The sequence below is a fragment of the Advenella kashmirensis W13003 genome (assembly GCF_000506985.1).
Classification (GTDB): Bacteria; Pseudomonadota; Gammaproteobacteria; order Burkholderiales; family Burkholderiaceae_B; genus Advenella; species Advenella kashmirensis_A.
The window spans coordinates 736744-761875 of record NZ_KI650980.1 but is presented as its reverse complement, the minus strand read 5'-3'; the positions used below and the strand labels follow the sequence as shown (position 1 = coordinate 761875).

25 protein-coding genes and 1 tRNA gene are annotated in these 25132 nt (G+C 53.8%); 16 read left to right on the top strand and 10 right to left on the bottom strand.

Translation table 11 applies throughout. The features are described 5' to 3' along the window. Nucleotides 1-153: 153 nt before the first annotated feature. Nucleotides 154-2625 carry an endopeptidase La gene (gene lon, locus W822_RS38265; RefSeq protein WP_024005994.1) on the top strand — a complete coding sequence of 824 codons (2472 nt, stop codon included), beginning with the start codon at nt 154-156 and terminating at the stop codon, nt 2623-2625. 159 nt (nt 2626-2784) lie between these two features. Here lon and W822_RS38260 read toward each other — a convergent pair whose 3' ends face one another. Together W822_RS38260 and W822_RS38255 are read right to left on the bottom strand one after the other, a co-directional pair. Beyond that, the gene (locus tag W822_RS38260; protein ID WP_024005993.1) at nt 2785-3633 is read right to left on the bottom strand and encodes a hypothetical protein; all 849 of its coding nucleotides are present in this window, start codon (nt 3631-3633) and stop codon (nt 2785-2787) included. Nucleotides 3634-3744: 111 nt separating this feature from the next. Continuing rightward, nucleotides 3745-4287: an OmpA family protein gene (locus tag W822_RS38255; protein WP_172642799.1), complete on the bottom strand. Its 543-nt coding sequence runs from the start codon at nt 4285-4287 to the stop codon at nt 3745-3747. 410 nt (nt 4288-4697) lie between these two features. Between W822_RS38255 and thrS the strand changes: the two genes are divergently transcribed. From thrS to ptsP, 6 genes are all read left to right on the top strand, one after another. Further along, nucleotides 4698-6632, top strand: a complete 1935-nt coding sequence (gene thrS, locus W822_RS38250; RefSeq protein ID WP_024005991.1) for a threonine--tRNA ligase — start codon at nt 4698-4700, stop codon at nt 6630-6632. Next, nucleotides 6619-7206 (top strand): translation initiation factor IF-3, encoded by a 588-nt coding sequence (infC, locus tag W822_RS38245; RefSeq protein WP_216593312.1) that lies wholly within the window; start codon nt 6619-6621, stop codon nt 7204-7206. The genes thrS and infC overlap by 14 nt, the downstream gene beginning before the upstream one ends. 47 nt (nt 7207-7253) lie before the next feature. Next, nucleotides 7254-8213: a glutathione synthase gene (gshB, locus tag W822_RS38240; RefSeq protein ID WP_024005989.1), complete on the top strand. Its 960-nt coding sequence runs from the start codon at nt 7254-7256 to the stop codon at nt 8211-8213. A 10-nt stretch (nt 8214-8223) separates the two neighbouring features. After that, nucleotides 8224-8637, top strand: a complete 414-nt coding sequence (locus W822_RS38235) for a PTS sugar transporter subunit IIA (RefSeq protein ID WP_024005988.1) — start codon at nt 8224-8226, stop codon at nt 8635-8637. A 25-nt stretch (nt 8638-8662) separates the two neighbouring features. Next, a complete protein-coding gene (locus W822_RS38230) occupies nt 8663-8932 on the top strand; it encodes an HPr family phosphocarrier protein (RefSeq protein WP_024005987.1) in 270 nt (89 codons plus the stop codon). Nucleotides 8933-9026: 94 nt separating this feature from the next. Then, a complete protein-coding gene (ptsP, locus tag W822_RS38225; protein ID WP_051401764.1) occupies nt 9027-10784 on the top strand; it encodes a phosphoenolpyruvate--protein phosphotransferase in 1758 nt (585 codons plus the stop codon). A gap of 159 nt (nt 10785-10943) precedes the next feature. Here the strand turns inward: ptsP and W822_RS38220 are convergent, their stop codons facing one another. Both W822_RS38220 and glnK read right to left on the bottom strand, forming a co-directional pair. Further along, a complete protein-coding gene (locus W822_RS38220; protein ID WP_024005985.1) occupies nt 10944-12170 on the bottom strand; it encodes an ammonium transporter in 1227 nt (408 codons plus the stop codon). Nucleotides 12171-12211: 41 nt separating this feature from the next. Further along, nucleotides 12212-12550, bottom strand: coding sequence for a P-II family nitrogen regulator (gene glnK, locus W822_RS38215; protein WP_024005984.1), 339 nt, complete (start codon nt 12548-12550; stop codon nt 12212-12214). A 354-nt stretch (nt 12551-12904) separates the two neighbouring features. Here glnK and W822_RS38205 point away from each other — a divergent pair, with 354 nt between their 5' ends. The 9 genes from W822_RS38205 (at nt 12905) to W822_RS38165 (ending at nt 20999) form a co-directional block, all read left to right on the top strand. After that, the gene (locus tag W822_RS38205; protein ID WP_155848158.1) at nt 12905-13558 is read left to right on the top strand and encodes a hypothetical protein; all 654 of its coding nucleotides are present in this window, start codon (nt 12905-12907) and stop codon (nt 13556-13558) included. 158 nt (nt 13559-13716) lie between these two features. Next, complete coding sequence (locus tag W822_RS38200; RefSeq protein ID WP_024005981.1) at nt 13717-14001, top strand: accessory factor UbiK family protein; 285 nt, start codon at nt 13717-13719, stop codon at nt 13999-14001. A 232-nt stretch (nt 14002-14233) separates the two neighbouring features. Continuing rightward, nucleotides 14234-15751, top strand: coding sequence for a YifB family Mg chelatase-like AAA ATPase (locus W822_RS38195; protein WP_024005980.1), 1518 nt, complete (start codon nt 14234-14236; stop codon nt 15749-15751). Between the two features lie 338 nt (nt 15752-16089). Then, nucleotides 16090-16287 carry a 50S ribosomal protein L35 gene (gene rpmI / locus W822_RS38190; RefSeq protein ID WP_024005979.1) on the top strand — a complete coding sequence of 66 codons (198 nt, stop codon included), beginning with the start codon at nt 16090-16092 and terminating at the stop codon, nt 16285-16287. A 13-nt stretch (nt 16288-16300) separates the two neighbouring features. Then, nucleotides 16301-16660 (top strand): 50S ribosomal protein L20, encoded by a 360-nt coding sequence (gene rplT / locus W822_RS38185; protein WP_024005978.1) that lies wholly within the window; start codon nt 16301-16303, stop codon nt 16658-16660. 82 nt (nt 16661-16742) lie between these two features. Then, nucleotides 16743-17765: a phenylalanine--tRNA ligase subunit alpha gene (gene pheS, locus W822_RS38180; RefSeq protein WP_024005977.1), complete on the top strand. Its 1023-nt coding sequence runs from the start codon at nt 16743-16745 to the stop codon at nt 17763-17765. Nucleotides 17766-17810: 45 nt separating this feature from the next. After that, on the top strand, nt 17811-20216 hold the full coding sequence (pheT, locus tag W822_RS38175) for a phenylalanine--tRNA ligase subunit beta (protein ID WP_024005976.1): 2406 nt from the start codon (nt 17811-17813) through the stop codon (nt 20214-20216). A 20-nt stretch (nt 20217-20236) separates the two neighbouring features. Then, nucleotides 20237-20569 carry an integration host factor subunit alpha gene (locus W822_RS38170; protein ID WP_024005975.1) on the top strand — a complete coding sequence of 111 codons (333 nt, stop codon included), beginning with the start codon at nt 20237-20239 and terminating at the stop codon, nt 20567-20569. 40 nt (nt 20570-20609) lie between these two features. Then, on the top strand, nt 20610-20999 hold the full coding sequence (locus W822_RS38165) for a MerR family transcriptional regulator (protein ID WP_024005974.1): 390 nt from the start codon (nt 20610-20612) through the stop codon (nt 20997-20999). Between the two features lie 183 nt (nt 21000-21182). Here the strand turns inward: W822_RS38165 and W822_RS38160 are convergent, their stop codons facing one another. The 6 genes from W822_RS38160 to W822_RS38145 form a co-directional block, all read right to left on the bottom strand. Then, nucleotides 21183-22343: an alpha-hydroxy acid oxidase gene (locus W822_RS38160; protein ID WP_024005973.1), complete on the bottom strand. Its 1161-nt coding sequence runs from the start codon at nt 22341-22343 to the stop codon at nt 21183-21185. Between the two features lie 106 nt (nt 22344-22449). Further along, entirely contained in the window at nt 22450-22893 is a 444-nt protein-coding gene (locus W822_RS0123765; RefSeq protein WP_051401763.1) for a hypothetical protein, read from the bottom strand. A gap of 343 nt (nt 22894-23236) precedes the next feature. Further along, nucleotides 23237-23313: transfer RNA gene (locus W822_RS38155), tRNA-Pro, on the bottom strand. A 151-nt stretch (nt 23314-23464) separates the two neighbouring features. Further along, the gene (locus tag W822_RS38150) at nt 23465-23815 is read right to left on the bottom strand and encodes a GFA family protein (protein WP_024005971.1); all 351 of its coding nucleotides are present in this window, start codon (nt 23813-23815) and stop codon (nt 23465-23467) included. A gap of 73 nt (nt 23816-23888) precedes the next feature. Continuing rightward, complete coding sequence (locus W822_RS0123760; protein ID WP_024005970.1) at nt 23889-24305, bottom strand: hypothetical protein; 417 nt, start codon at nt 24303-24305, stop codon at nt 23889-23891. 205 nt (nt 24306-24510) lie between these two features. Then, nucleotides 24511-25098 (bottom strand): YceI family protein, encoded by a 588-nt coding sequence (locus W822_RS38145; protein WP_024005969.1) that lies wholly within the window; start codon nt 25096-25098, stop codon nt 24511-24513. Nucleotides 25099-25132 lie beyond the last annotated feature (34 nt).

Below are 25132 nucleotides of genomic sequence, written 5' to 3'. Positions count from 1 at the left end.
CAGGCAGGATAGATTGCTGCCGGATGTTGCCTGACGCGCCGCCCGCATAAAAACCGCCGGTATTTTGCGCCAGGCGACCTTGAAATTGCCTCCAGAGGCTCCATCTACAGCCTAATTACTGTAGAAGTACAACGTTTTTCAAGGAATCAGCTTATGTCAGCGAGTCAGATTTTGCCGGCAGAATCAACGGAATTGCCACTGTTGCCCCTTCGCGACGTAGTGGTATTCCCACATATGGTCATCCCGCTCTTCGTCGGTAGGCACCGGTCCATCCGCGCGCTGGAACTGGCGATGGAAAAAGACAAGCAGATCATGCTTGTGGCCCAGAAATCGGCCAGCAAGGACGAGCCCGGTCCTGACGATATGTATGAAATCGGGTGCGTTGCGTCTATCCTGCAAATGCTCAAGCTGCCCGACGGCACCGTTAAGGTACTGGTCGAAGGCCAGCAGCGCGCGCGTGTAGAAAAAATCATCGAAACCGAGTCGCATTTTTCGGCACAAATTCTGCCTATCGAGCAGAATGACACCCGCAATTCCGAACTCGAAGCATTGCGGCGCACGATTATTGCGCAATTCGATCAATACGTTAAGCTGAACAAGAAAATCCCTCCGGAAATTCTCAGTTCCCTCAATGGTATTGAAGAAGCCAGCCGGCTTGCCGATACCATTTCTTCACACCTGCCGCTCAAACTCGAACAGAAGCAAAAACTGCTTGAAGAGCTGGATGCGTCCGGTCGTCTTGAAGCGCTGCTCGCTCAGATCGAAACTGAAATTGATATTCTCCAGGTCGAGAAACGCATTCGCGGGCGCGTCAAAAAGCAGATGGAAAAAAGCCAGCGTGACTACTATTTGAACGAGCAGGTCAAGGCGATTCAAAAAGAACTCGGCGAGGGTGAAGAGGGCGCGGATATCGAAGAGCTCGAAAAGAAAATAGAAGCGGCGCAACTGCCCAAGGAAGCGCGCAAGAAAGTCGATAGCGAGCTGAAGAAACTCAAACTCATGTCTCCCATGTCGGCAGAGGCAACGGTGGTACGCAACTATATCGACACCGTCATCGGCCTGCCCTGGAAGAAGAAAAGCCGTATCAACAACTCCCTTATCAATGCACAGAAAGTGCTGGACGATGATCATTACGGTCTGGAAAAAGTCAAGGAACGCATCCTTGAATATCTGGCGGTACAGCAGCGTGTAGACAAGGTCAAGGCGCCTATTCTGTGCCTGGTTGGCCCTCCGGGCGTGGGTAAAACCTCGCTGGGCCAGTCCATCGCGCGCGCAACCAATCGCAAATTTACGCGGATGGCACTGGGCGGTGTGCGGGACGAAGCCGAAATTCGCGGCCACCGGCGCACCTACATTGGCGCATTGCCAGGCAAGATTCTGCAGAACATGAATCGTGTTGGCGTACGCAATCCCCTGTTCTTGCTCGATGAGATTGACAAGCTGGGCATGGATTTTCGTGGCGATCCGGCCTCTGCATTGCTGGAAGTGCTGGATCCCGAACAGAACCACACCTTCCAGGATCACTATGTCGAAGTCGATTATGATCTGTCGGATGTGATGTTTGTTGCGACCAGCAATACACTGAACATTCCACCAGCATTGCTGGACCGGATGGAAGTGATTCGTCTGTCAGGCTATACCGAAGACGAAAAAGTACATATTGCGATGGACCACCTGCTGCCCAAGCTCATGAAGAATAATGGCGTGCGCGAGGGTGAGCTGGTGGTGGAAGAGTCTGCATTGCGCGATATCGTGCGTTACTACACACGTGAATCCGGTGTACGTGCACTTGAACGCGAAGCCAGCAAAATCTGCCGCAAGGTGATCAAGGAACTGCTCAGCAGTACGACCACAACGGGTAAAGCTGCAGGTAAAGGCAAGGCAGCGACTGCCGAAGCAATCCATGTGACTGCCGATAATCTGAGCCACTATCTGGGCGTGCGCAAGTATTCATTTGGCATGGCCGAGAAAGAAAACCAGGTTGGCCAGGTTACTGGCTTGGCGTGGACCGAAGTGGGTGGCGATTTGCTGACGATTGAAGTGGCCGTGGTCACGGGCAAAGGCAATATTCAGCATACCGGCCTGCTTGGCGATGTGATGAAAGAGTCCATGCAGGCAGCCCGTACCGTCGTGCGTTCGCGCGCACATGCGCTTGGCTTTGCCGACAGTATCTTTGAGAAAAAGGATATTCATATCCACGTACCGGAAGGCGCAACACCCAAAGATGGTCCGTCAGCCGGTATTGCGATTACGACTGCACTGGTGTCGGCATTGTCCGGTATTCCCGTCAGGGCAGAGGTTGCTATGACCGGTGAGATCACCTTGCGCGGTGAAGTGCTGGCCATTGGTGGCTTGAAAGAGAAACTGCTGGCAGCTCATCGCGGTGGAATCAAGACCGTGCTGATTCCTGAAGAGAATGTCAAGGATCTGACCGAGATTCCGGACAATGTGAAAAACCAGCTGGAAATCATTCCTGTCAAATGGATTGATCGCGTGCTGGAAGTGGCGCTCGAAAGGCCACTGACACCTTTGTCCGAAGCTGAAATTGCCAAACTGGCAGAAGAGGCCGCTGTCGCTTCTGCGAAACCGGCAGTGGACAATACTGTTAAATCAGTGAAACACTGATTGTAGTCATCCCCGCGTGACTCCCTGGCAAGGGTCACGCAAGCAGTGAAACACAACAACAAAGCCCGGATTTTCCGGGCTTTGTTGTTGATGGTGCTTACGAATTTTAAATACCCATGGCCATGAAAGACCCATGCGTCTGAGCCATCCCCATGATCGTTAAAAACCCATGTCCCGGCGCAATTGTTCTTTCTGGCGACGTAGTTCTTCCAGGCGCTGCTGTTCCGGGCTAGGGCTGCCGGGGGCTGCGCCCATAGGCGGGTTTGTATTGCGTGGATTCGTATTGTTGTTGTCAGGCATGTCCGATCCGACAGGAGCGGGAAAGTTGGACACCGGTGCCGGGAAACTGTCGGAAATGTTACCGTTATCCTGGCCTGAATCGGTTGCGTTGTACATGTCCTGATCGGTTGTGACGGGTGGCCGGGTTCCTTCGGCACGTGGCGGCGCGGTAGGAACAGGTGGGATAACAGACCGCAGGTCAGGATTGCTGCGCGCTGCGGGTGCACTTGTACCGGCCGGCGCGGCAGGGTCAATGCTCGTGGATGGTGAAGGAGCCGGTTCCTGGCGGGGAGCAGGTGCGGTCCGGGCCGGGCTGGTCGCTGGGGCGGGTGCTTCGTCCGGGCGTGCGGAAGAAGCGGCAGCGGCGGGCTCATTCGTATTGGGTGCATCCGACGTTGTCCGTTCGGCAGGGGGGGCACTGCGCGTGGGGTCATTCGTCTGATCGTAGGCGGCATCGGCCTGTTTTTTGTCCCGAGTTGTGGAGGCTGCATCCGTACCACTGCTGGTACTGTCGCCGGCAGCGTTGTCGGCTGGGGTAGGCTGGCCGGGCTGCGTGGCTGTCGGCGTTGCCGCCTCGATCTGTCCGCTGACGGTGCTGGCGGCGGTGCCGTCCAGGCCGCGATTGACCGGATTGCGGGTAAACGCGTCGTACACCGAGGCGCCAATGAAAATGAAGACAACAATGGCGACAATCGTCAGGATCAGGTTGTAAATAAAGGACTTTGACATAAGCTCAGAGGTAATCGGTTTCGAATCCGGGCCAGTGTGCCCGAATGCAGGATTCAGGCGAGACAGGACAACTGTTCACCCATAGTATATATGCGCTGGCTGTGACGCGAATCACTTGAACAGGCTTTTGCCGAAATTGGAGATGCCGTCAAAGAATCGTTCAAGGGTGTTGACATTCATATCGGCGGTGCTGGCGCCCAGAATGATAATTTTTGATTGCGGGACGGCCGGTTCGACAGGCGTCATGGCGCCGGGGGCAGGGGAGGCAGATGAACCCGTGACATACGCCAGGCGCGAACGGTCTACGCCGCGTGTAATCAGGGCTTTCATGATTGAGAGCGCGCGCACTTCCTGCAGCTCCTGGTTGTATTCGGCTGAACCGGTATTGTCCGATACGCTATCGATCAGGGCCTTGCGCTCGGGTCTGTCGCGCAGCAACTGGCTGACGCGGTCAAAAAACGGAGCCGATTCGGGCTGCAGCGTGGCAGAACCCGGCTGGAACAGATTGCTGTCCCGCGACGCAATGGCCACACCACGCGGGTCCTGGCTTATTTCCAGCTGTGCTCGCTGGTCGCCGTTCATACCGGCACAAGCGGCCAGCAGTCCAAGGGCAAGGGCAGCAAGTGCAAGGCGCAACAGGCGGTGTACAGACATAGTTTCAGCTCCGGAGTCATTAAAATCGGGTTCATAGCCTAACATGTGCCAGACCAAAAACCGCAAATATCCAATATACTGCAACAGATGTTTTGACCACAAGCCAGCGGTCGGCCAGACAAACAGCGGAAAAGATCGCCGCCATGGCGCCGGTTTATCCCTTGATTTTTCGCTAATTGCAACCATTTATTGGTTATTGGTTCAAGGCTGGTGTAAAATTGTCGCGTAATTTACTAAAGGTGAGACTGTTTTGATGATGTCCCAAGCTTCACGAACCCAACGCCTGACCACGTCCGATACGTGTATCGGTCACCCAGCGCGCTCGTGATTCTTGCCCACCGTATTTTTCAGAAGAACAGCGAACGCGACTTGGTGAAGTCGCGTTTTTTTATTCATTTCAAGGCAACAGCATGTTTCATATTACTTTACCCGATGGTTCCAAGCGTGAGTTTTCCCAACCTGTCCAGGTAGGGGAAATTGCGACGACCATTGCCCCCAGTCTGGGCAAGGCCGCGCTGGCCGGTAAAGTAACAATCAATGGCGCCGAACCCCAGCTGGTCGATACCTCCTTTGTGATTGACCAGGACGCAGACCTGGCCATTGTGACCGCCAAAGACGCCGACGGTCTGGATATTATTCGCCATTCCACTGCGCACCTGCTTGCCTATGCCGTCAAATCGCTGTTTCCCGACGCACAGGTCACCATCGGGCCGGTCATCGATAATGGCTTTTATTACGACTTTTCGTATAAACGCGCGTTTACACCTGAAGATCTCGAGAAAATCGAGAAGAAAATGGCGGAACTGGCCAAAAAAGACGAAAAAGTGGTTCGCGAAGAGTGGTCACGCGACGATGCTGTCGCGTTTTTCCGTGAGCAGGGCGAAGCGTATAAAGCTGAAATCATCGCTTCCATTCCACAGGACCAGACAATCTCCCTTTATCGCGAAGGCGATTTCGTAGACTTGTGCCGGGGCCCCCACGTACCGTCTACCGGCAAGCTGAAGGTTTTCAAGCTGATGAAAGTCGCTGGGGCGTATTGGCGCGGCGACAGCAAAAATGAAATGCTGCAGCGTGTCTATGGCACAGCCTGGGCCACCAAGGAAGAACAGGCCAGCTACCTGACCATGCTTGAAGAAGCTGAAAAACGCGATCATCGCAAGCTGGGCCGCGAGCTGGATCTTTTTCATTTCCAGGACGAAGCGCCGGGGCTGATTTTCTGGCACCCCAAAGGCTGGCAGATCTGGCAACAGGTTGAACAGTACATGCGCGATGTTTATCGCGACAATGGCTACCAGGAAGTCAAAGCGCCGCAAATTCTGGATTTGTCCCTCTGGAAGAAAACCGGACACTGGGACAATTACAAAGAAAACATGTTCATCACCGAGTCCGAGAACCGGGTTTACGGGCTCAAGCCCATGAACTGCCCCGGACACGTGCAGATTTACAATGCCGGCTTGCATTCCTATCGTGAATTGCCTATCCGCTATGGTGAGTTCGGACAATGCCATCGCAATGAGCCTTCCGGCTCCCTGCACGGGATGATGCGGGTACGCGGTTTTACCCAGGACGACGGTCATATTTTCTGTACCGAAGACCAATTGCTGGCAGAGTGTGCCCAATTCACAACACTTTTACAGCAGGTCTACAAAGATTTCGGGTTTACCGAAGTGCTCTACAAAGTGGCTACCCGTCCCGAAAAACGGATCGGCGACGACGAAGTCTGGGACAAGGCCGAGCATGCGCTGATGGAAAGCCTGCGCAGTTCCGGCTGTGAATTTGAAATTTCACCGGGAGAGGGTGCTTTTTACGGTCCGAAGGTGGAATATACCCTGAAGGACGCCATCGGTCGCCATTGGCAGTGCGGCACCATCCAGGTAGACTTTTCAATGCCTGTGCGGCTGGGCGCGGAATATGTCGATCCGCATGATCAGCGTAAAACGCCTGTCATGTTGCACCGGGCGATTCTGGGTTCGCTGGAACGCTTTATCGGTATGCTCATCGAGAACCATGCCGGCGCCATGCCACCATGGCTGGCTCCCGAACAGGTGGTGGTCTGTACCATTTCAGAGTCCTTCTCCGACTATGCCCGTTCAGTCGTAGATGAGCTCAAAAAGCACGGTTTTCGTGCATCATCCGATTTGCGCGGGGAAAAAATCACCCGTAAAATCAGAGAGAACAGTATGCAGAAGGTTCCCTACATTCTGGTTGTTGGCGAAAAAGAACGTGAAAGTGGTGCTGTCGCCGTTCGCGCCCGTGGCAACCTCGATCTGGGCACCATGTCTGTAGACGCATTTATAGAGCGCTTGCGTCACGACGTGACAACACGTCAGGATGTCGCAGCGTAGTTTATTAATTTCAGGAGATCTTAACATCGCAACCGAAAAAACCAATCGTATCAACGCCGAAATCCGTATTCCGGAAGTCCGACTCATCGGCGTGGATGGCGAACAGCTGGGTATTGTCAAAACCGTTGAAGCTTTGCGTCTTGCCGAGCAGGAAGGGATTGATTTAGTTGAAATCGCCCCCAACGCCGAGCCACCGGTATGCCGTATCATGGACTATGGCAAGTTCAAGTACCAGGAACAAAAACGCCAGCAGGAAGCCAAGGCCAAGCAGAAAATCATCCAGGTCAAGGAAGTCAAATTCCGCCCGGCGACCGATGAAGGCGACTATCAGGTTAAATTGCGTAACCTGAAGCGTTTTATCGAAGATGGTGACAAAGCCAAGGTCACGCTGCGTTTTCGCGGGCGTGAAATGGCCCACCAGGAACTGGGTATGCGGGTGCTTGAACGGGTTCGTGACGATATGGCTGAACTGGTTCAGGTGGAAGCCATGCCCAAGCTGGAAGGTCGTCAAATGGTCATGGTTCTGGCGCCCAAGCGCAAGACAGTGACCTCCGGCAAATCAGACGATAAATAAACTCGGACAAACAATACGCTTGCGTTGTTCATGTGGGATGTAATCAGATGCACATACTTTTTATCATTGATCCGCTGCCAACCCTGAAGGCATACAAGGACAGTTCAGTCGCCATGATGCGCGCCCTGCAAAAACGGGACCATGACATCAGTGTTGCGTTGCAGTCCGATTTGTATGTTGAACTGGGCCGGGTCAAAGTACGTGCCCAGCAGATTCGTCTGGATATGACTGCAGACCTGCATGAACACAGCTGGTGGACGCAGGAAGACGAAGCGGTCGAAACCGAAGTCAATCATTTTGACGCCGTCGTGATGCGCAAGGATCCTCCGTTTGATATGGAGTATCTGTACTCAACCCACCTGCTTGAGACGGCAGAAAAGCAGGGCGCACGTGTCTTCAATTCCGGGAATGCGATACGCAATCATCCGGAAAAACTGGCAATCACGGAGTTTTCCGAATTTACGGCGCCCACGCTGATTACCAGCCGCATCTCACGCCTGAAAGCGTTTCATGCGCTGCACGGTGACATCATCGTCAAGCCGCTCGATGGTATGGGCGGCACCGGCATTTTCAGAGTGACGGCTGCCGATCCCAACATCAATGCCATTCTGGAAACGCTGACGGTTGATCAGACGCAGACCATCATGGCGCAAAAATATATTCCTGAAATCGTTGAAGGCGATAAACGGATTTTGATTATCGATGGTACACCTGTCCCCTATGCACTGGCACGGATCCCGCTTGCGGGTGAAACCCGTGGCAATCTGGCGGCAGGCGGACGCGGCGTGGCGCGCAAGCTGTCGGACCACGATCTGTCCATCGCCAGCCGTATTGGCCCGATTTTGCGCGAGCGAGGTTTGCTGCTGGTCGGGCTCGATGTCATCGGTAACTATATTACCGAGATCAACGTGACCAGTCCGACCTGTTTTGTTGAAATTACAGAACAGACTGATTTTGACGTTGCTGACCATTTTGCTGCGGCGCTTGAAAAAGCGGTTGCAGTCTGAAGGTAAGAAAATGACCACCCTTGCTCTCATCGCGCACATGCCCCTGGCTTCCGCATTGTCGGAATGCGCTCAGCATGTGCTGGGACAAATCGACAATTATATTTTCTTCGATATCGAACCCGATGTCGAACCAGAAAATAAGGTGCAGGAAATTGTCGAAAAATTGAAGCCGATGCTGGGCCCGGATCGCCAGGTGTTGATCCTGTCTGATCTGGGTGGCGCGACGCCAGCCAATATCGGGGCCCGTGTTGTGCGCGAGTTGCAAAACTCCGGTGTCAAGGCACATATTCTGTCCGGCACCAATGCCTGTATGTTGCTCAATGCGGTACGATATCGGGAGCAGCCTATGGATCAGTTATGCCAATCCATTTTTGAGGGTGGCAAGAAAGGCATGAAATGTGTCGATCTGGCTCCCAACGATTAACCTTTATAATAAAGACTGCGCCTCTATGCCTTCAGCTGATATTGTCATAAGTAATAAATTAGGTCTGCATGCCCGAGCCGCTGCCAAGCTGACCCAGCTGGCCAGCAAATTCAATAGCGAAATCTTTATCACCCGCGCATCCCAGCGTGTGAATGCCAAGAGCATCATGGGTGTCATGATGCTGGCGGCAGGAAAGGGTATTACGGTGCATATCGAAGCCGAGGGTGCCGATGCCGATCAGGCGCTGGAGCAGATAGAAGCTTTATTCGAAAACAAATTTGGTGAGCCCGAGTAAGGGCGGCCGATCGAAAAGCGAATTTCCTGAGCAAATTCGCTTTTGCAGCAAAGCCAGAACAGACATGTAAAACAAGGGACGGGACACGATCACGATGCTAAACACCGAGCACACACCAACAAAACACAGTACTGTTTTTACGCTTCAGGGAAAAGGTGTGGTGCGCGGCTTTGCAATCGGGCGCGCGGTGGTAATGGGCGCAGCAACGCTCGAAGTGAGCCATTACCGGATTGCGGCCGACGATGTTCCTGCCGAGTGTGCCCGCCTGGATCATGCGCTGAAAATTGTGTATGACATGTTGCAGCATACGATCGAGACGCTGCCTGCCGATGCGCCAAAAGAACTGGTGCCTTTGCTGACCGTTCACAGTCTGCTGGTCTCAGACCCGGCCCTGGCTGAACAGACTAAAGAAGTCATTGCCTCCCGTCAATACAATGCCGAATGGGCGCTCAGCACCCAGGGCCAGATTCTGGCCGAACAGTTTGCGGTCATGGACGATGATTACATTCGTGAACGCGTGGCTGATATCCACCAGGTAATTGAACGTGTAATACGGATTCTGGCTGGTTCGGGTGAGTTGATGTTGCCCGACATGTCCAATGACACGGATGTCAATTCGCTCATCGTTGTGGCCCATGATATTTCACCGGGAGATATGCTCAAATTGCGGGGCGGGCGCTTTGCGGCTTTCGTTACCGATCTGGGTGGCCCAACTTCGCACACAGCCATTGTGGCACGCAGTATGAATGTGCCTGCCGTAGTGGGCCTGGGCAACGTCCGCGCGCTGGTCCATGATCGGGATATGATGATTGTGGATGGCGAAAGCGGACTGGTGTATGTCAATCCCACGCAGCAAATCCTGGATTTCTACCAGAAGAAACAGGAAGCCTTTATCCAGGAACGTGCAGAACTGATTCTGTCCAAGGATGAACCTGCGATCACTCTGGATGGCAAACGCGTTCGTCTGGAAGCAAATATCGAGTTGCCGCACGAAGTATCACAGGCAGTGGAAATGGGAGCCGATGGCATCGGCCTTTTTCGCAGCGAATTTCTGTTCATGGGCAGGCAAATCCTGCCCACCGAGGAAGAGCAGTTCGAGGCTTATGCCCACGTGCTTCGTGCCATGCCTGACAAACCGGTGACGATCCGCACGCTGGATCTGGGTTCCGATAAAACACTGGACGGTGAGGCCACGGTCGCGGTCAATCCGGCGCTCGGCTTACGTGCTGTGCGCTATTGTCTGTCGCGTCCGGATTTGTTTGCAACGCAATTGCGGGCCCTGTTGCGCGCATCGGTTTTTGGCAAGCTTCGGATTCTGATTCCCATGCTCTCGCATATGCATGAGCTGCTGGCCGTACGTGAAGCGATCGAGTCAGCAAAAAAAGAATTGGACCTGGCGGGCAGGGCATATAGCGATAATATTGAACTGGGCGCCATGGTGGAAATACCGGCCATTGCGATTGCCATCGAGCCTTTTCTGAACGCGCTGGATTTTGTGTCCATCGGGACCAACGATTTGATCCAGTACACCCTGGCGATTGACCGCGTCGACAATGAGGTCTCTGATTTATACGATCCCTTGCATCCAGCAGTACTCAGACTGATTTCACAAACAATCCAGGCGGGCGAGCGGGTCGGCAAAAGCGTCGCAATTTGCGGTGAAATGGCAGGCGATGCCCGTTACACCAAATTGCTATTGGGCCTGGGGTTGAACGAGTTCTCTATGCACCCGCAGCAGTTGCTGGATGTCAAAAAACTGGTTCGCACGTCGCATACGAATGCCTTGCGCACCAAGATTGCCACGGCATTGAACCGCGCTGAATCCATCGATTTGAATAGCCTGGGTATCTGATTGCGAGAAAAATCGTAGCACTTAAAGGCCGCTGATTCGATTCATTACGGACATACCTGCATTGATTGCGCACCATAAGCACGATTAAAAAAGGACACCGCAGAGGTGTCCTTTTCTTTTCCTGGCCTGCCTCCGCAATTGGCAGGCGCGATTTTTATGTCAGCTGTGATAAGCCTGTTCGCCATGGGAGCTGATGTCCAGGCCCTGACGTTCTTCGTCTTTGTCCACACGCAGTCCGCCAGTTACCAGGCTTGCGATTTTCAGGGCAACAAAGCTGACCACCGCACTCCAGATAATCGCAATCACGATTCCTTCAAGCTGGCCCAACAGTTGCCCTGGAATCATCCCGGCTGATTCCAGGCCTGGGCCACCCAGCGCCTTGGCATTGAAGATACCCGTCAGCAGTCCGCCCACAATACCCCCGACGCCATGCACGCCGAACACATCCAGCGAGTCATCGGCCTTGAGCAGGCGCTTAAGTCCATTGACCCCCCAGACGCAGAACAGGCTTGTGATGATCCCGATAACAAGTGCTCCCATCGGACCCACCAGACCGGCAGCAGGTGTAATGCCGACCAGTCCGGCGACCGCACCGGATGCGCCACCGAGCAGTGATGGCTGCCCCTTGAACTTCCACTCAGCCAGTACCCACACGACAATGGCGGCGGCGGTAGCCAAAAGTGTATTGAAGACCGCCAGGGCTGCCTGGTTGTTGGCGCCCAGGGAAGAGCCGCCGTTAAAACCGAACCAGCCGACCCACAGCATGGCCGCGCCGATCATGGTCATAGGCAGATTATGCGGTTGCATGGCTTCCTTGCCGTAACCAATCCGTGGTCCCACGACATAAGCCGCGACCAGTGCAGCCACCCCGGCATTGATATGAACGACCGTGCCGCCGGCAAAATCCAGTGCGTCGCCAAACAGCAGGCCCTTCTCGGCCCAGATCATATGCGCGATGGGAATGTAGGAAAAAGTGAACCAGATGGCCATGAAAATCAGCACAGCAGAAAATTTGATGCGTTCGGCAAACCCGCCCACGATCAGCGCGCAGGTAATGCCCGCGAACGTCGCCTGAAACGCCACAAAGGTGAGTTCCGGAATGGTGCCTGACAGCGCATATGAATCACCCGGCAAATCCAGCACCCCCGACAAAAAGGCCTTGGAGAGATTGCCAAAGAAGGCATTGCCATCAGAAAAAGCCAGTGAGTAGCCAAATACAAACCACAGGATGGTGATCAGGGCGAATGTCACCAATACCTGGCTCATTAGGGAGAGGATGTTTTTGCTGCGAACCAGGCCCCCATAGAACATGGCAAGACCCGGTACAACCATGAACAGGACGAGAATGGTCGACATGCTTACCCAGACTAAATCGGCGCTTTGCATTTTAAGTTTCCTTTCAAATATCGTAAGAGGGAGCGACGGGCTTACAGCGCCGCGTTGCCGGTTTCGCCTGTGCGAATGCGGATAACATGTTCAAGGTCGGTCACAAAAATCTTGCCATCGCCGATTTTGCCTGTGGTGCCGCACTGGCAGATGGTTTCGATCGCTTGTTCAACCTGATCGTCAGCCACAGCCGTTTCCAGCTTGATCTTTGGCAGAAAATCCACCACATACTCTGCACCGCGATACAGTTCGGTGTGGCCTTTCTGGCGTCCGAATCCTTTGACTTCGGTAATGGTCAGGCCCTGGATTCCGATGTCGGCAAGACCTGCCCGCACCTCGTCCAGCTTGAATGGTTTGATAATCGCAGTGATCAGTTTCACAATGTTCTCCCTGAAATAACATGTCGTTGGCAACGGACCGGTAGTCCATGGCGTTGTCAAAGCAATTGTCGTGCCAGTTTTTTTGGCTTAATGACGGGTCGTCACGCACGCGGATGACGCAGAAACTGCTGATCTGCTTCAATCTCGTGCTTTATTTTGGTGCACTGGAAAGTGTCGTGTTTGAAAATACGGTACCGTGCGCTGTAACGGTGCCGCTCTTCATTGACTGAGTGCATGACTTGTAACAGAGCGGAATGCCTGCATAGCGATTCAGATCGCATTCAGCTGCTATTCGTAACAAAATTACAGTAGAATCTGTGGACACATTTCATTTTTACTTTGAGAGGTATTGCCTTGAAGAACGTATCCAAACTCAGTTTAGTAGCCATGTTGTCCGCCGCTGCCTTTATTGCAGGTTGCGATAACAGTTCAGATACTGCTGACACCACGACACCGGCAGCAACCGAGCCGGCTGCGACCGAAACGCCAGCAACGCCTTCAACCGAGCCAAGTGCGGCCGATCAGGCCAAAGAAGCGGCAGATAAAGCCGCCGAGGAAGCCAAGACGGCTGCCGATTCTGCTGCGCAAGCTGCCAAAGAATCAGCCAATAACGCGGCCGATGCGACTCAGGATGCAGCAGAGAAAGCCAAAGAGGCGGCAGGCAATGCCATGGATTCTGCCAAGGAAGCGGCAAGCAACGCCATGGAATCGGCCAAGCAGGCTGGCTCTGATGCCGCTGCTGCTGCCAAGGAGCATGCACAATCCGCCATGGACTCCGCCAAAGAAGCAGCTGAATCAGCCAAACAGGCCGCATCCGATGCCATGCAATCAGCAAAAGAGAAAGCCTCCGAGGCAACGGAATCTCTGAAGCAGAGCACCACTGAAAGTAGCGGTGGCGCCGCGAGCACGCCGGACAGCTCGACTGCACCGGCCAGCGACTCATCGGCCGGCGCTCCTGCCGATGGAACCTCAACGGCGCCGGCATCAGGCGAGACCACGCCTCAGTAAATTGCCTGTCAACAACCCGCCAGCAAGGCGGGTTGTTTGTCTGGGCGGGGCGCTACGCTGCGCGATGGCAGCGCTGCCGATCCGGCAGCGTGATATGTGTACAATACGCAGTATGGGGTACGGCAATGGTGCCCGTCTTCACTACAGGAATGAGCATGATGAAATCCAATCAGTTATTTGAAGATTTTCAAAAGAATATTCAGGAATTGATTAAAAACAGCCCCGCAGCCGATATTGAAAAGAATGTGAAGGCATTCATGGCACAGGGATTTTCCCGTCTGGATCTGGTGACGCGCGAAGAGTTTGATGTGCAAGTGGCGCTGTCGGCCAAACTGCGTGAACGCCTGTTTGAACTGGAAGGGCGTGTCAGGGCACTCGAAGCGCAGGCAGGTATCACGACAACAGATTCTGAAAAAGCCCCCATCGGCCCCATCGTCGATTAATCAGGCAGATTAAGCCGGGCGGTTGGTGCGCCAGCCTGAGCGGGAACAATAATAATTACGTACCTGCTTGATGTCGATGTACTTCTGCCTAGGTGTTGATCTACTTCTGCCTGGTGGTTGACGCGTTTCTGTCTGGGCGTTGGCGTGCTTTGCACGATAGATAAAGTTCTCTACATTGCTCCCTGCGGGCGATTTATTTCGGCCAGAATGCATCTGTTTTCAGGAGAATCAGATGTCTTTAGCGGTATTGGCCAGTCGCGCGCTTTGCGGTATGCACGCGCCCGAGGTAAGGGTTGAGGTGCATCTGGCTCAGGGCCTGCCTTCATTTACGATCGTCGGGCTGCCGGACACTGGGGTGCGAGAGAGCAGGGAGCGGGTACGATCCGCCATTCTAAGCAGTGGTTACACCTTTCCGGCCGGCCGTCTGACGGCCAATCTGGCTCCTGCGGACCTTCCCAAGGAGTCGGGCCGGTTTGATCTGCCCATCGCCCTGGGGGTCTTGCTGGCCTCGGGCCAGTTGGTGCTGCCCGATAGCGCGGCGCGAAACAGCTTGCCCAAAATGGTGTTCGCCGGTGAACTGTCGCTGACCGGCGCGCTGGTTCCTGTGGCGGCGCCTTTGGTGATTGGGCTTGCCACGGCCCGTTCTGGTGCGCAGTTTACCCTTATACTGCCTCTTGAAAACGCGAAAATGGTGGCCAGTATTCCCGGCCTGACAGTGTTGGGGGCCAGAACCCTGCAGGAGGTGGTGGCGCATTTGACTGACACAGCGCCGTTAACACCGGTCACCGGAGCACCGGAGCTTGTCGACCCTGGCGTGTCGCCACTTTGTCTGTCCGATGTCCGTGGCCAGCCATTGGCCTGCCGGGCGCTGGAAGTGGCCGCCAGCGGGGGCCATGGCCTTCTGATGTCAGGCCCGCCGGGCGTGGGCAAAAGCATGCTGGCCCAACGGCTGCCTGGATTGTTGCCCCCGCTGGATGCGGATTCGGCTATCGAAGTGGCGGCCATACGCAGTTTGCGGGAGCGCTCGGTTTTGTTTTCCCGCCAGGTGCCCATGCGTGCGCCACACCATTCCACGTCGGCAGCAGCGCTGATTGGCGGCGGCAGCAATCCCCGTCCTGGTGAAATCAGCCTGGCACACCACGGGGTGTTGTTTTTGGATGAGCTGCCCGAATTTCAGCGGCGAGTGCTGGAGTCGCTGCGCGAGCCGATGGAGACCGGGGAAATCAGCATTGCACGTGCGCATCGTTCGGTGACCTACCCTTGTTGTTTCCAGTTGATTGCGGCCATGAATCCCTGTCCTTGTGGGTATCAGGGCAGCGAGCAGCGGCCGTGCCGCTGCACGCCGGATCAAATCGAACGCTATCAGGCCAGACTATCGGGACCGTTTCTGGACCGCATCGACATGGTCCTGCGTCTCACACCGCCAGGACTGGGCTGGGCCAAATCGGCACCAGCCGAGGCATCGCATCTCATTCGCCAGCGCGTCGTGCGCTGTCGCGAGCAGCAGCGGCGCCGCCAGGGCAGGCTTAACGCGCAATTGGGGTCAGCGCAGATGGCGACTTTCTGCGAACTCGATCAGGCCGCGCAGCACATGCTGGAGCGTGCGGACAGACATTGGGGGTGGTCTGTCAGAGCGGTCCATCGGATTTTGCGTGTGGCACGCACCATTGCCGATATGGCGGGGGCAGGCCAGATTCGCGCTGAAGATCTGAATGAAGCGATGGCGTTTCGGCAGGAACTGGGGCATTAGCCCGGCTAGTGTCCAGGGGTACACGAAGGCGAAATAGCACCGACCCCGGATGCAAATCCGTCGCCTGCCGGCCACATTTATTGCGAAATCCGGCGCGCGCCTGGGCAAACAGGGTATTTATTACTGACAATCCTGGAAAAATCATTGTATAATCAATGGTTTCCCGCATGCCGTAGGCGCGCTTTGAATACGTATTTGTGCAGAATGATTTGTGCAATATGGATTCCGACAGGAACAGGGCCGTTCGAGCGGAAGATGCAGGGGAAAAGGATACGGGTCAGCAAAGTCTTAATAAATGGTTATTAGGCACCTTTTATCCACATTTGCAGGTATCAGTTATGCCCAAAATGAAAACCAAGAAAAGTGCTTCCAAGCGCTTTATCGTACGCGGTAGTGGTTCTATCAAGCGTGGTCATGCTTTCAAACGTCACATTCTGACAAAGAAAACCACGAAAAACAAACGTCAACTGCGCGGCACAACAGCCGTTCATGATTCCAACGTGGCTTCCGTAAAAGCCATGATGCCTTTTGCTTGATAGGAGTTAAACTATGCCTCGCGTAAAACGCGGTGTTACCGCACGTGCTCGTCACAAAAAAGTTATCGCAGCAGCCAAGGGTTATCGTGGCCGCCGCGGCAATGTATTCCGTATTGCCAAACAGGCAGTCATGCGTGCTGGTCAGTATGCATATCGTGACCGCCGCAACAAGAAACGTACATTCCGTGCTCTCTGGATTACCCGTATCAATGCGGCAGTCCGTGAAAACGGCATGACATACAGTGTATTTATCGCCGGACTGAAAAAGGCCGCCATTGAACTGGACCGCAAGGTTCTGGCCGACATGGCTGTCAACGACAAGGCAGGTTTTGCTGCCGTTGTCAAACAGGCCAAATCTGCCCTGGGCGCCTGATCCACTGACGATTTAAATTTGTGCTGTACAACAAACGGGGCTCGTTTCGGGTCCCGTTTGTTATTTCAAGAATGGTAATTTCATGACGCAATCGCTGGACGATCTGATTCTTCAGGCCAAAGACAAATTCGCACTCGCGACCGATTCGGCTTCGCTTGAGAACGAAAAAGCAAAATTTCTTGGAAAAAACGGAGTCATTACCGGTTTTATGAAGGGGCTGGCGCAGTTACCGCCTGATCAGAAAAAAGCCGAAGGCGCCCGCATCAACCGGGCTAAGCAGGAAATCGAAACCCTGCTGAATGCGCGTCGTGAACAATTTGCCCGGGATGAGCTCAATCAGCGCCTAGCCGCGGAAACAATTGATGTCACCTTGCCCGGCCGGGGTCGCTCCATGGGTGGTGTTCATCCTGTCATCCAGTCGTGGCAGCGCATTGAGGACATTTTCCGCAGTATCGGTTTTGATGTCGCTGATGGCCCTGAGATCGAAAATGACTGGACCAATTTTACCGCCCTGAACAATCCCGAAAACCACCCAGCCCGCTCCATGCAGGATACGTTTTATGTGGATATGAACGATGCCGGCGGCTTGCCGTTTCTATTGCGTACGCATACCAGCCCCATGCAGGTACGCTATGCGCGCATGAACAAGCCACCCATTAAAGTCATCGCACCGGGGCGTACCTACCGGGTGGACAGCGACGCGACGCATTCACCCATGTTTCACCAGGTAGAAGGCTTGTGGATTGCCGAGGATATTTCCTTTGCCGATCTGAAAGGCGTTTATACCAATTTTCTGAAAGCATTCTTTGAAACGGACGACCTGAGCGTACGCTTTCGTCCTTCTTTTTTCCCCTTTACCGAGCCGTCTGCAGAAATCGACATGATGTTTACATCAGGGCCCAACCAGGGCCGCTGGCTGGAAATCTCAGGCTCCGGTCAGGTGCATCCGACTGTCGTGCGCAATTTCGGTCTGGATCCGGAAAAATACATTGGATTTGCGTTCGGCTCCGGCATTGAGCGTCTGACCATGCTGCGTTATGGCGTGAATGATTTGCGACAGTTCTACGAAGGAGACTTGCGTTTCCTGCGTCAGTTCAATCGTTGATATTTTCCGCTTCCATTCCCTATTTGAGCCTAGAAAAAACACATCATGTTATTTCCTGAATCCTGGTTAAGATCCTTTGTTAATCCATCGGTGTCCACCGATGAGCTAGCCCATATGCTGACCATGGCCGGTCTGGAAATCGAAGGCACCGCGCCGGTCGCGCCCCCGTTTTCCGGGATTGTGGTTGCCCATATCAATGAGGTACGTCCGCATCCCAATGCAGACAAATTGCGCATTTGCTCTGTCGATGACGGCTCGGGCGAACTCCTGCAGATCGTTTGTGGTGCACCGAATGCTGCCCAGGGTCTGAAAGTGCCATTGGCGCGTATTGGTGCGGTTCTGCCGGGCGACTTCAAAATCAGTAAGGCGCGTATGCGCGGCGAAGATTCATTTGGTATGCTGTGTTCGGCGCGCGAACTCGGTTTGTCACAGGATCATGGTGGTCTGCTAGAGCTGAACGCGGATGCCAAAGTAGGCCAGGACATTCGCAGCGCGCTGGACCTGAACGATACGATTTTTGAAATCAAGCTTACCCCCAACCGTGCAGACTGCCTGTCAATTCTGGGTGTGGCGCGTGAAGTGGCCGCGCTCACGGGCGCAGGGCTGACCGTGCCAGCGAGCCAGCCGGTCGCTGTCGCACACCAGGACACCTTGCCGGTAACCGTTGAAGCACCTGATCTGTGTGGCCGTTTCGCCGGCCGGATTGTCCGTGGGGTCAATGCCAAAGCGGCTACGCCCGAGTGGATGAAAAGCCGTCTGGAACGCGCAGGGCAGCGTTCGGTCTCGGCGCTGGTCGATATTTCCAATTATGTCATGCTGGAATTGGGACGCCCCACCCATGTGTTTGATCTGGCCCGAATCACGGGCGGTCTGACCGTACGCTGGGCCAGGGAAGGGGAAAGCCTGACATTGCTGAACGATCAGACGGTGGATCTGAGTCCTGATGTGGGTGTGATCGCAGCAGGCGAGACGATTGAAAGCCTGGCTGGCATCATGGGCGGTGCAGCCACGGCGGTGTCCCTGGAGACCACCGATATCTATCTGGAAGCGGCATTCTGGTTCCCCGAAGCCATCGCGGGCCGCGCGCGTCGTTACAAATTCAGTTCCGAGGCTAGCCATCGCTTCGAGCGCGGCGTGGATTTTAAGAGCATCCCCGAGCACATTGACTATATTTCAAGCCTGATCCTGGAGATTTGTGGCGGGCAGGCTGGTCCGGTAAATGACCAGACGCTGGCATTGCCATTACGTCAGCCTGTGAGCATGCGTCTGGCTCGCTGTCGCCGGGTGCTGGGCATACCGGTTACGGCCGACGATGTGCGCGATGTCTTCACCAAACTCAATTTCAGCTTTACAGAACAAGACGATGTGTTTTCTGTGACGCCGCCATCTTTCCGGTTTGATCTGGAAATTGAAGAAGACCTGATCGAAGAGGTCGCCCGTATTTATGGCTTCGAGCGGATTCCAGGCAATCCGCCGTCCGCGCCTGCCGTGATGCTGCATACCAATGAAACCCGGCGTTCCGAACACGATCTGCGTCACTTGATGGCCGCGCTGGACTACCAGGAAGTGGTCAATTTCAGTTTTGTGGAAAAAGCCTGGGAAACCAACTACATGGGCAACGCCGATCCTATCGGGCTGCTCAATCCCATCGCCAGCCAGCTGGAGGTGATGCGTTCCGGTCTGATCGGCGGGCTGATTGCCAATATTCAATACAACCAGAAGCGCCAGCAGAGCCGGGTGCGCGTGTTCGAGCTGGGACGCATTTTCCGCCGTGATCCTTCGGTCACCGACGGGGATCTGTCTGTTGCAGGGGTGCGTCAGCCGTTGCACCTGGCTGCGGCTGCCTGGGGTCCGGCAGAGCCCGAGCAATGGGGCCTGCCAGTGCGCCAGACTGATTTTTTTGATGTCAAAAACGACATTGAGCGGCTGTGCAGCCAGCAGGCACAGAAATTGCGTTTCGAGGCCGTCGTGCATCCTGCGCTGCATCCCGGGCGCAGTGCAAACGTGCTGCTGGGCGAGCAGGTTATCGGCTTCGTTGGAGAGCTGCATCCCCAGTGGGTGCAGGATAACGAACTGGTTCATCCTCCCGTGTTGTTCGAGCTGGATGTGACAGCCTTGCAACAAATGCATTTCCCCGACTATCAGGAAGTATCCAGGCAGCCCGCGGTGTTTCGTGACCTGGCGGTGTGGGCACCATCGCAACTGAATGTGCAGGACTTGCTTGACACGGTCCGCAATAACCAGCAAGATGGGCAATTCCTTGATATTATTAAAGATATTGCACTATTTGACGTTTGGAAGGACCCCAAGTCCGATAGCCAGGAGCGTAGTCTGGCCCTGCGGTTTACGCTGCAGGATCCGTCGGCCACCTTGGAAGACACACGCGTGGACCAGTGCATGAATGCAGTGCTGACATTGCTGGTAGAAAAGCATGGTGTTCGTAAAAGATAAAACAGGAAGGGAAAGAGAGCATGTTGGAAGAAAACAATACCTTAACCAAGGCGGAACTGGCGGAATTGCTGTTTGAGCGAGTAGGTCTGAATAAGCGCGAAGCCAAGGACATTGTGGATACCTTTTTCGAGGAAATCCGCGAGTCGCTTGCCAAGGGCGATTCGGTCAAACTGTCGGGTTTTGGCAATTTTCAGGTGCGGGACAAACCGGCTCGCCCCGGCCGTAATCCAAAGACGGGCGAGGTCATTCCGATTTCCGCCCGGCGTGTGGTGACTTTTCATGCCAGCCAGAAACTCAAGGGCATTGTCGAGCAGGGTGATGAATATAATCCTGATCTTACGCTCGTCGATTAAAGTAGTTCCTTAAAAGACGGTTTGGGTTTACAATCTGCGCATGAATCAGACTGAAATACCTTCTATCACTGCGTTGCCCCCGATTCCGGCAAAGCGATACTTCACCATCGGCGAAGTATCTGAACTTTGCTGCGTCAAGCCGCACGTTCTGCGTTACTGGGAACAGGAGTTCACGCAATTGAACCCCGTCAAACGTCGGGGAAATCGCCGTTATTATCAGCATCATGAAGTGCTGCTCATTCGTAAAATCCGCGATCTGCTGTATGAACAGGGCTTTACCATCAGTGGGGCTCGCAATCGCCTGGGTGACGGACGTGACGCTCAGCACGATCATGATGCAGCAGTCCGGCTGTCACCGCAGGATTTGCAGTTCATTCGCTCTGAACTGAACAGCGTCATGAAAATTTTCGACCAAATGGTGGCGCCCTGATCCACAGCATGAAGTGCAGTCAGGTATTGAGGTGGAGTCAGGTACAACTATTGGCTCAGTCGCCAGCCCTGGTTGCGTGTTGATATAGATATATCCGCTAAAAAGCCGTGTTCCACGCAATGTGAACACGGCTTTTTGCTTTCTGATGACGAAGATGCCGGCAACGGCACCTCGTACTACATGCTAGAAATGCTGGCCAGGCAACAGAATATCTGTATTGATAGCGTTGATATCTGTCTGTCCGCAGAAGCCCATCGTGATATCCAGTTCATTGCGGATAATCTCCAGAACCCGGCTTACACCCTGTTCTCCGTAGGCGCCGAGCGCGTACAGGAAGGCGCGGCCGATCATGGTTCCCTTCGCACCCAATGCAATCGCACGCAGCACATCCTGACCACTGCGGATGCCGCTGTCGAGCCAGATCTCTGGACCGTCGGTGCCAATGGCTTGCACAATTGAGGGCAGCATGGAAATGGCAGACGGCGCACCGTCCAGCTGGCGGCCACCATGGTTGGATACCACAATGGCATCGGCGCCGGTTTCTTTGGCCAGACGAGCGTCTTCCGGGTCCAGAATACCCTTGAGCACCAGTTTGCCGCCCCAGCGTTTCTTGATCCACTCAATATCGTTCCAGTTCAGGCTCGGATCAAATTGCTCGGCGGTCCAGGAAGACAGTGATGATAAGTCGTCTACGCCTTTGGCGTGACCGACAATATTGCCGAATGTGCGACGCTGGGTGCGTGACATTTTCCAGACCCATTCAGGCTTCAGGGCCAGGTTGAGCAGATTCGGAATGGTCGGTTTCGGTGGTGCGGATAAGCCGTTTTTAATATCTTTATGGCGCTGCCCCAGCACCTGCAGATCCAGTGTAACCACCAGGGCAGAGCAGTTGGCGGCCTTGGCGCGGTCGATCAGACGTTCGTTGAAATCACGATCGCGCATGATATATTGCTGGAACCAGAAGGGGGCAGAGGTATGGGCGGCAATGTCTTCGATAGAGCAAATGCTCATGGTCGACAAACAAAAAGGCACGCCGAATTTCTCGGCAGCGCGGGCAGCCAGAATCTCGCCATCGGGATGCTGCATGCCGGTCGAGCCGGTAGGCGCCAGAGCCACTGGCATCGCGACATCCTGTTCCAGCATTTTGCTGCGCAGATTCCGGTTTTCAATATTGACCGCCACGCGCTGGCGAAATTTGATTTTCTGAAAATCTTCCTGATTGGCGCGATAGGTAGACTCCGTCCATGCACCTGAATCCGCGTAATCATAGAACATTTTCGGGACTTTACGGCGCGCGATACGCTGCAGATCATCCAGGCAGGTTATTTTGCTAAGATCGGCCATTATTACAGTTCCATACAATCGAATAATAGGCTCAATTATACGGACAAGGGTGAAGAAACCACAGTCTCTTCACCCTCAGAATCAAAAAAGAAAAAGTGCGTCGGGGTTACTCGGCAGGCCAGCGCAGTACTGCAGTTTCGGTTTTGCCGCCCTTAAGTGTAAAGGCGTGCTTGCGCGACTCGCCCTTGTAGCTGGCAGTCAGCTCATACTTGCCGTCTGGCAATTTGACATTCAAATAAGGTCCGGTATTGGAGGCATCAAATACTTTCTTATTGTCTTTATCAACAATCTGCACGGCGACATCAGACAGGAAGGCCTGATCCTTGAGGGCAGAAAATGTCATATGCAGGTTGTAATCCTTCTCGGCGCTCTTCATTTCATTTTGTTCGGCATTGCCAATGCCACCTGTCATATATTGCACAGATTCGTAGGTTTGGGCCTGTACTTGGGCAAGTACGGCGTTCACACTTCCGATTGTCAGACCCAGCGCCAGCGCAGAGGTGGCCAGAAAATTCTGGATATGACGGATTGAAAAGTGATTGTTGTTCATCAGATACTCCTTGTAAAGCAATCCCGACGGATAAACCTTCATCCGTCCTTTGGAATTTGGATAGCCGATTTAGTGTACGCAAAAAAAATGGCAATCTCGGTGCTCTGATGCGCGCTGAAATATTTTTAAAATAAAAGAAAGCCGGAACGCCATCATCGTGCAAACGCCATATCGCGCACGTTGCTGGCCCGTGGCCTTGATCTGAGTGCTCGTGATGTGTTTGAGCTAGAAGGTGACCATATTGCGACCGGATTGTTGCAAATGTCCTGCGACGATTGCAATGGGTGAAGAGGGGGGGCAACAAAAAAGGACTTGCCGATTTCTCGTAAGTCCTTGAATTTGTTGGTCGGAACGGAAGGATTCGAACCTTCGACCCCTTGCACCCCATGCAAGTGCGCTACCAGGCTGCGCTACGCCCCGACTAATTGTCGCTTAGCTTGTTTCTCGGAATGATTTGCTGCGGCACCTGGGGAAAGCGGTGTGTTAGTAAATGATTCCAGCTAAGTCGAGCATCATATCATTGTGACGAATTTTTTTCAATTATTCCTGGCCACTGCCTCAAAAATTTGTATTAAGCGGCCGCGCCGTCGTGTTTCTGGATATGCAGGGTGTCCAGGTCAGCTGCGGGCACACATCGCAAATTGACGGCATACATGGTTGTGCCATCAGGCTTGCGGCCAGTGGCAAAGGGTTCGATCCCGCAGGTCTGGCAAAACTGATGTTGAATCTGGTGCTTGTTGAATTCGTAGGTTTTCAATTGGTCTTTACCGCTACTTAACTCAAATTGCTCAGCGGGCACGAAAGTGAGCAATGAGCCGGTGCGTCTGCAAATGGAACAATTACAACTGATCGCTTCGGTCGGTAAATCCGCATTCACGGCAAATTCAACGGCGCCACAATGACAGCTTCCCTGATAAGACATATCACACTCCTGGTTGATTCGTTATTCATACCCGGGGAACCGGGCAGCACGTGCAGCCTGTCGGGTTTATATTTCAGGAGCCGATGCGTCGCAGCAATTGCTGGTAAGCCCGGTCAGCTGCGCTTCGTCTGGCAGTCGTTGAGGGTGCCAGGTAATAAGCCGAGAAGCTGGTGTGATACCGTTTTAACACGACGCGGGTACGCTTGTCAGCATGGCTGTACGCTTCTTTATAGTCCCGCTCCCAATTGCGATTGATCACACGATAGCAGCGCGTTCCTTCTTCATAAGACGTATGTGTCAACGATTCACAACGGCTAACAGCCGAAGGTGGGTATTTTTCAGCAAACGCTGCGGCTGTCGCAGTCAGCGTCTGGTCTGATTTCTGTTCCTGGGCTGTGTATTGCGCGAAAGGATCGGGCGGGGTAGAGGAGCAGGCTGCAATCAGGGCAAGGAGTGCGATGCCGACCGATTTTTTCAGGGCTGAAATCATTTTTGTATTTCCTGGAGAAAGACCGCTATTTTTATTCGGAACCTGTCTGTGCAGGAGTATAAACAATTTCAGATTATTCACATAGAAATATTCGCAGCCCGGTATCCTGACCGTCTTTCCGCCGCGACACCGCATCAGAATGACCATTCGAGGGCCCCGGGTCCGGCATTTACGGTGCCCGGAGTCCAGAGCCAGGATGCCAGAATTATTTTTTCACGATGGCTTCGATCTGCACAAGGATTTTGACCTCATCGGGAATGCCCATATCAATTCCCCAGTTCATACCCCAATTGGAGCGTTTGATTGTCGTTTCAAAGTCGCCTCCGCAAATGTTCTCTTTCAGAACGGGCTGGAAATAACAATTGTAATTGGTGTTCTTCAGCGTCACCGGATGGGTTTTGCCCAATAAGGTCAAATCACCGGTGACATTCGCCAATTTATTGTTTTGATAATCAAACGTTTTTCCCGCGAAAGTAATATCCGGATATTTTTCGACGTTGAAAAAGTCTGCGGATTTCAAGTGATCATCAAAATCTTTTGTACCGGAATTGACTGAGTTGGTGTCAATCTTGATATTGGCGCTTCCTTTATTCTGTTGGGGATCAGCTTCAATGGTTCCCTTAATGTCATCAAAGCGAATCCGCAAGGTGGAAGTTTTGAAATGAGTGACTTCAACAGTGACAAACGTGTGGCTCGGTTCGACCTCGTAGTTTGCAGTGTTGGCATGAGCGATGCCGGACAGCCCGGAAAAGAGTGCGGCAGCGATGGCGGCATTACGTAATACAGAGGTCATTCGAAACTCCCGAGATAAAGTGTTAAACGAGGCA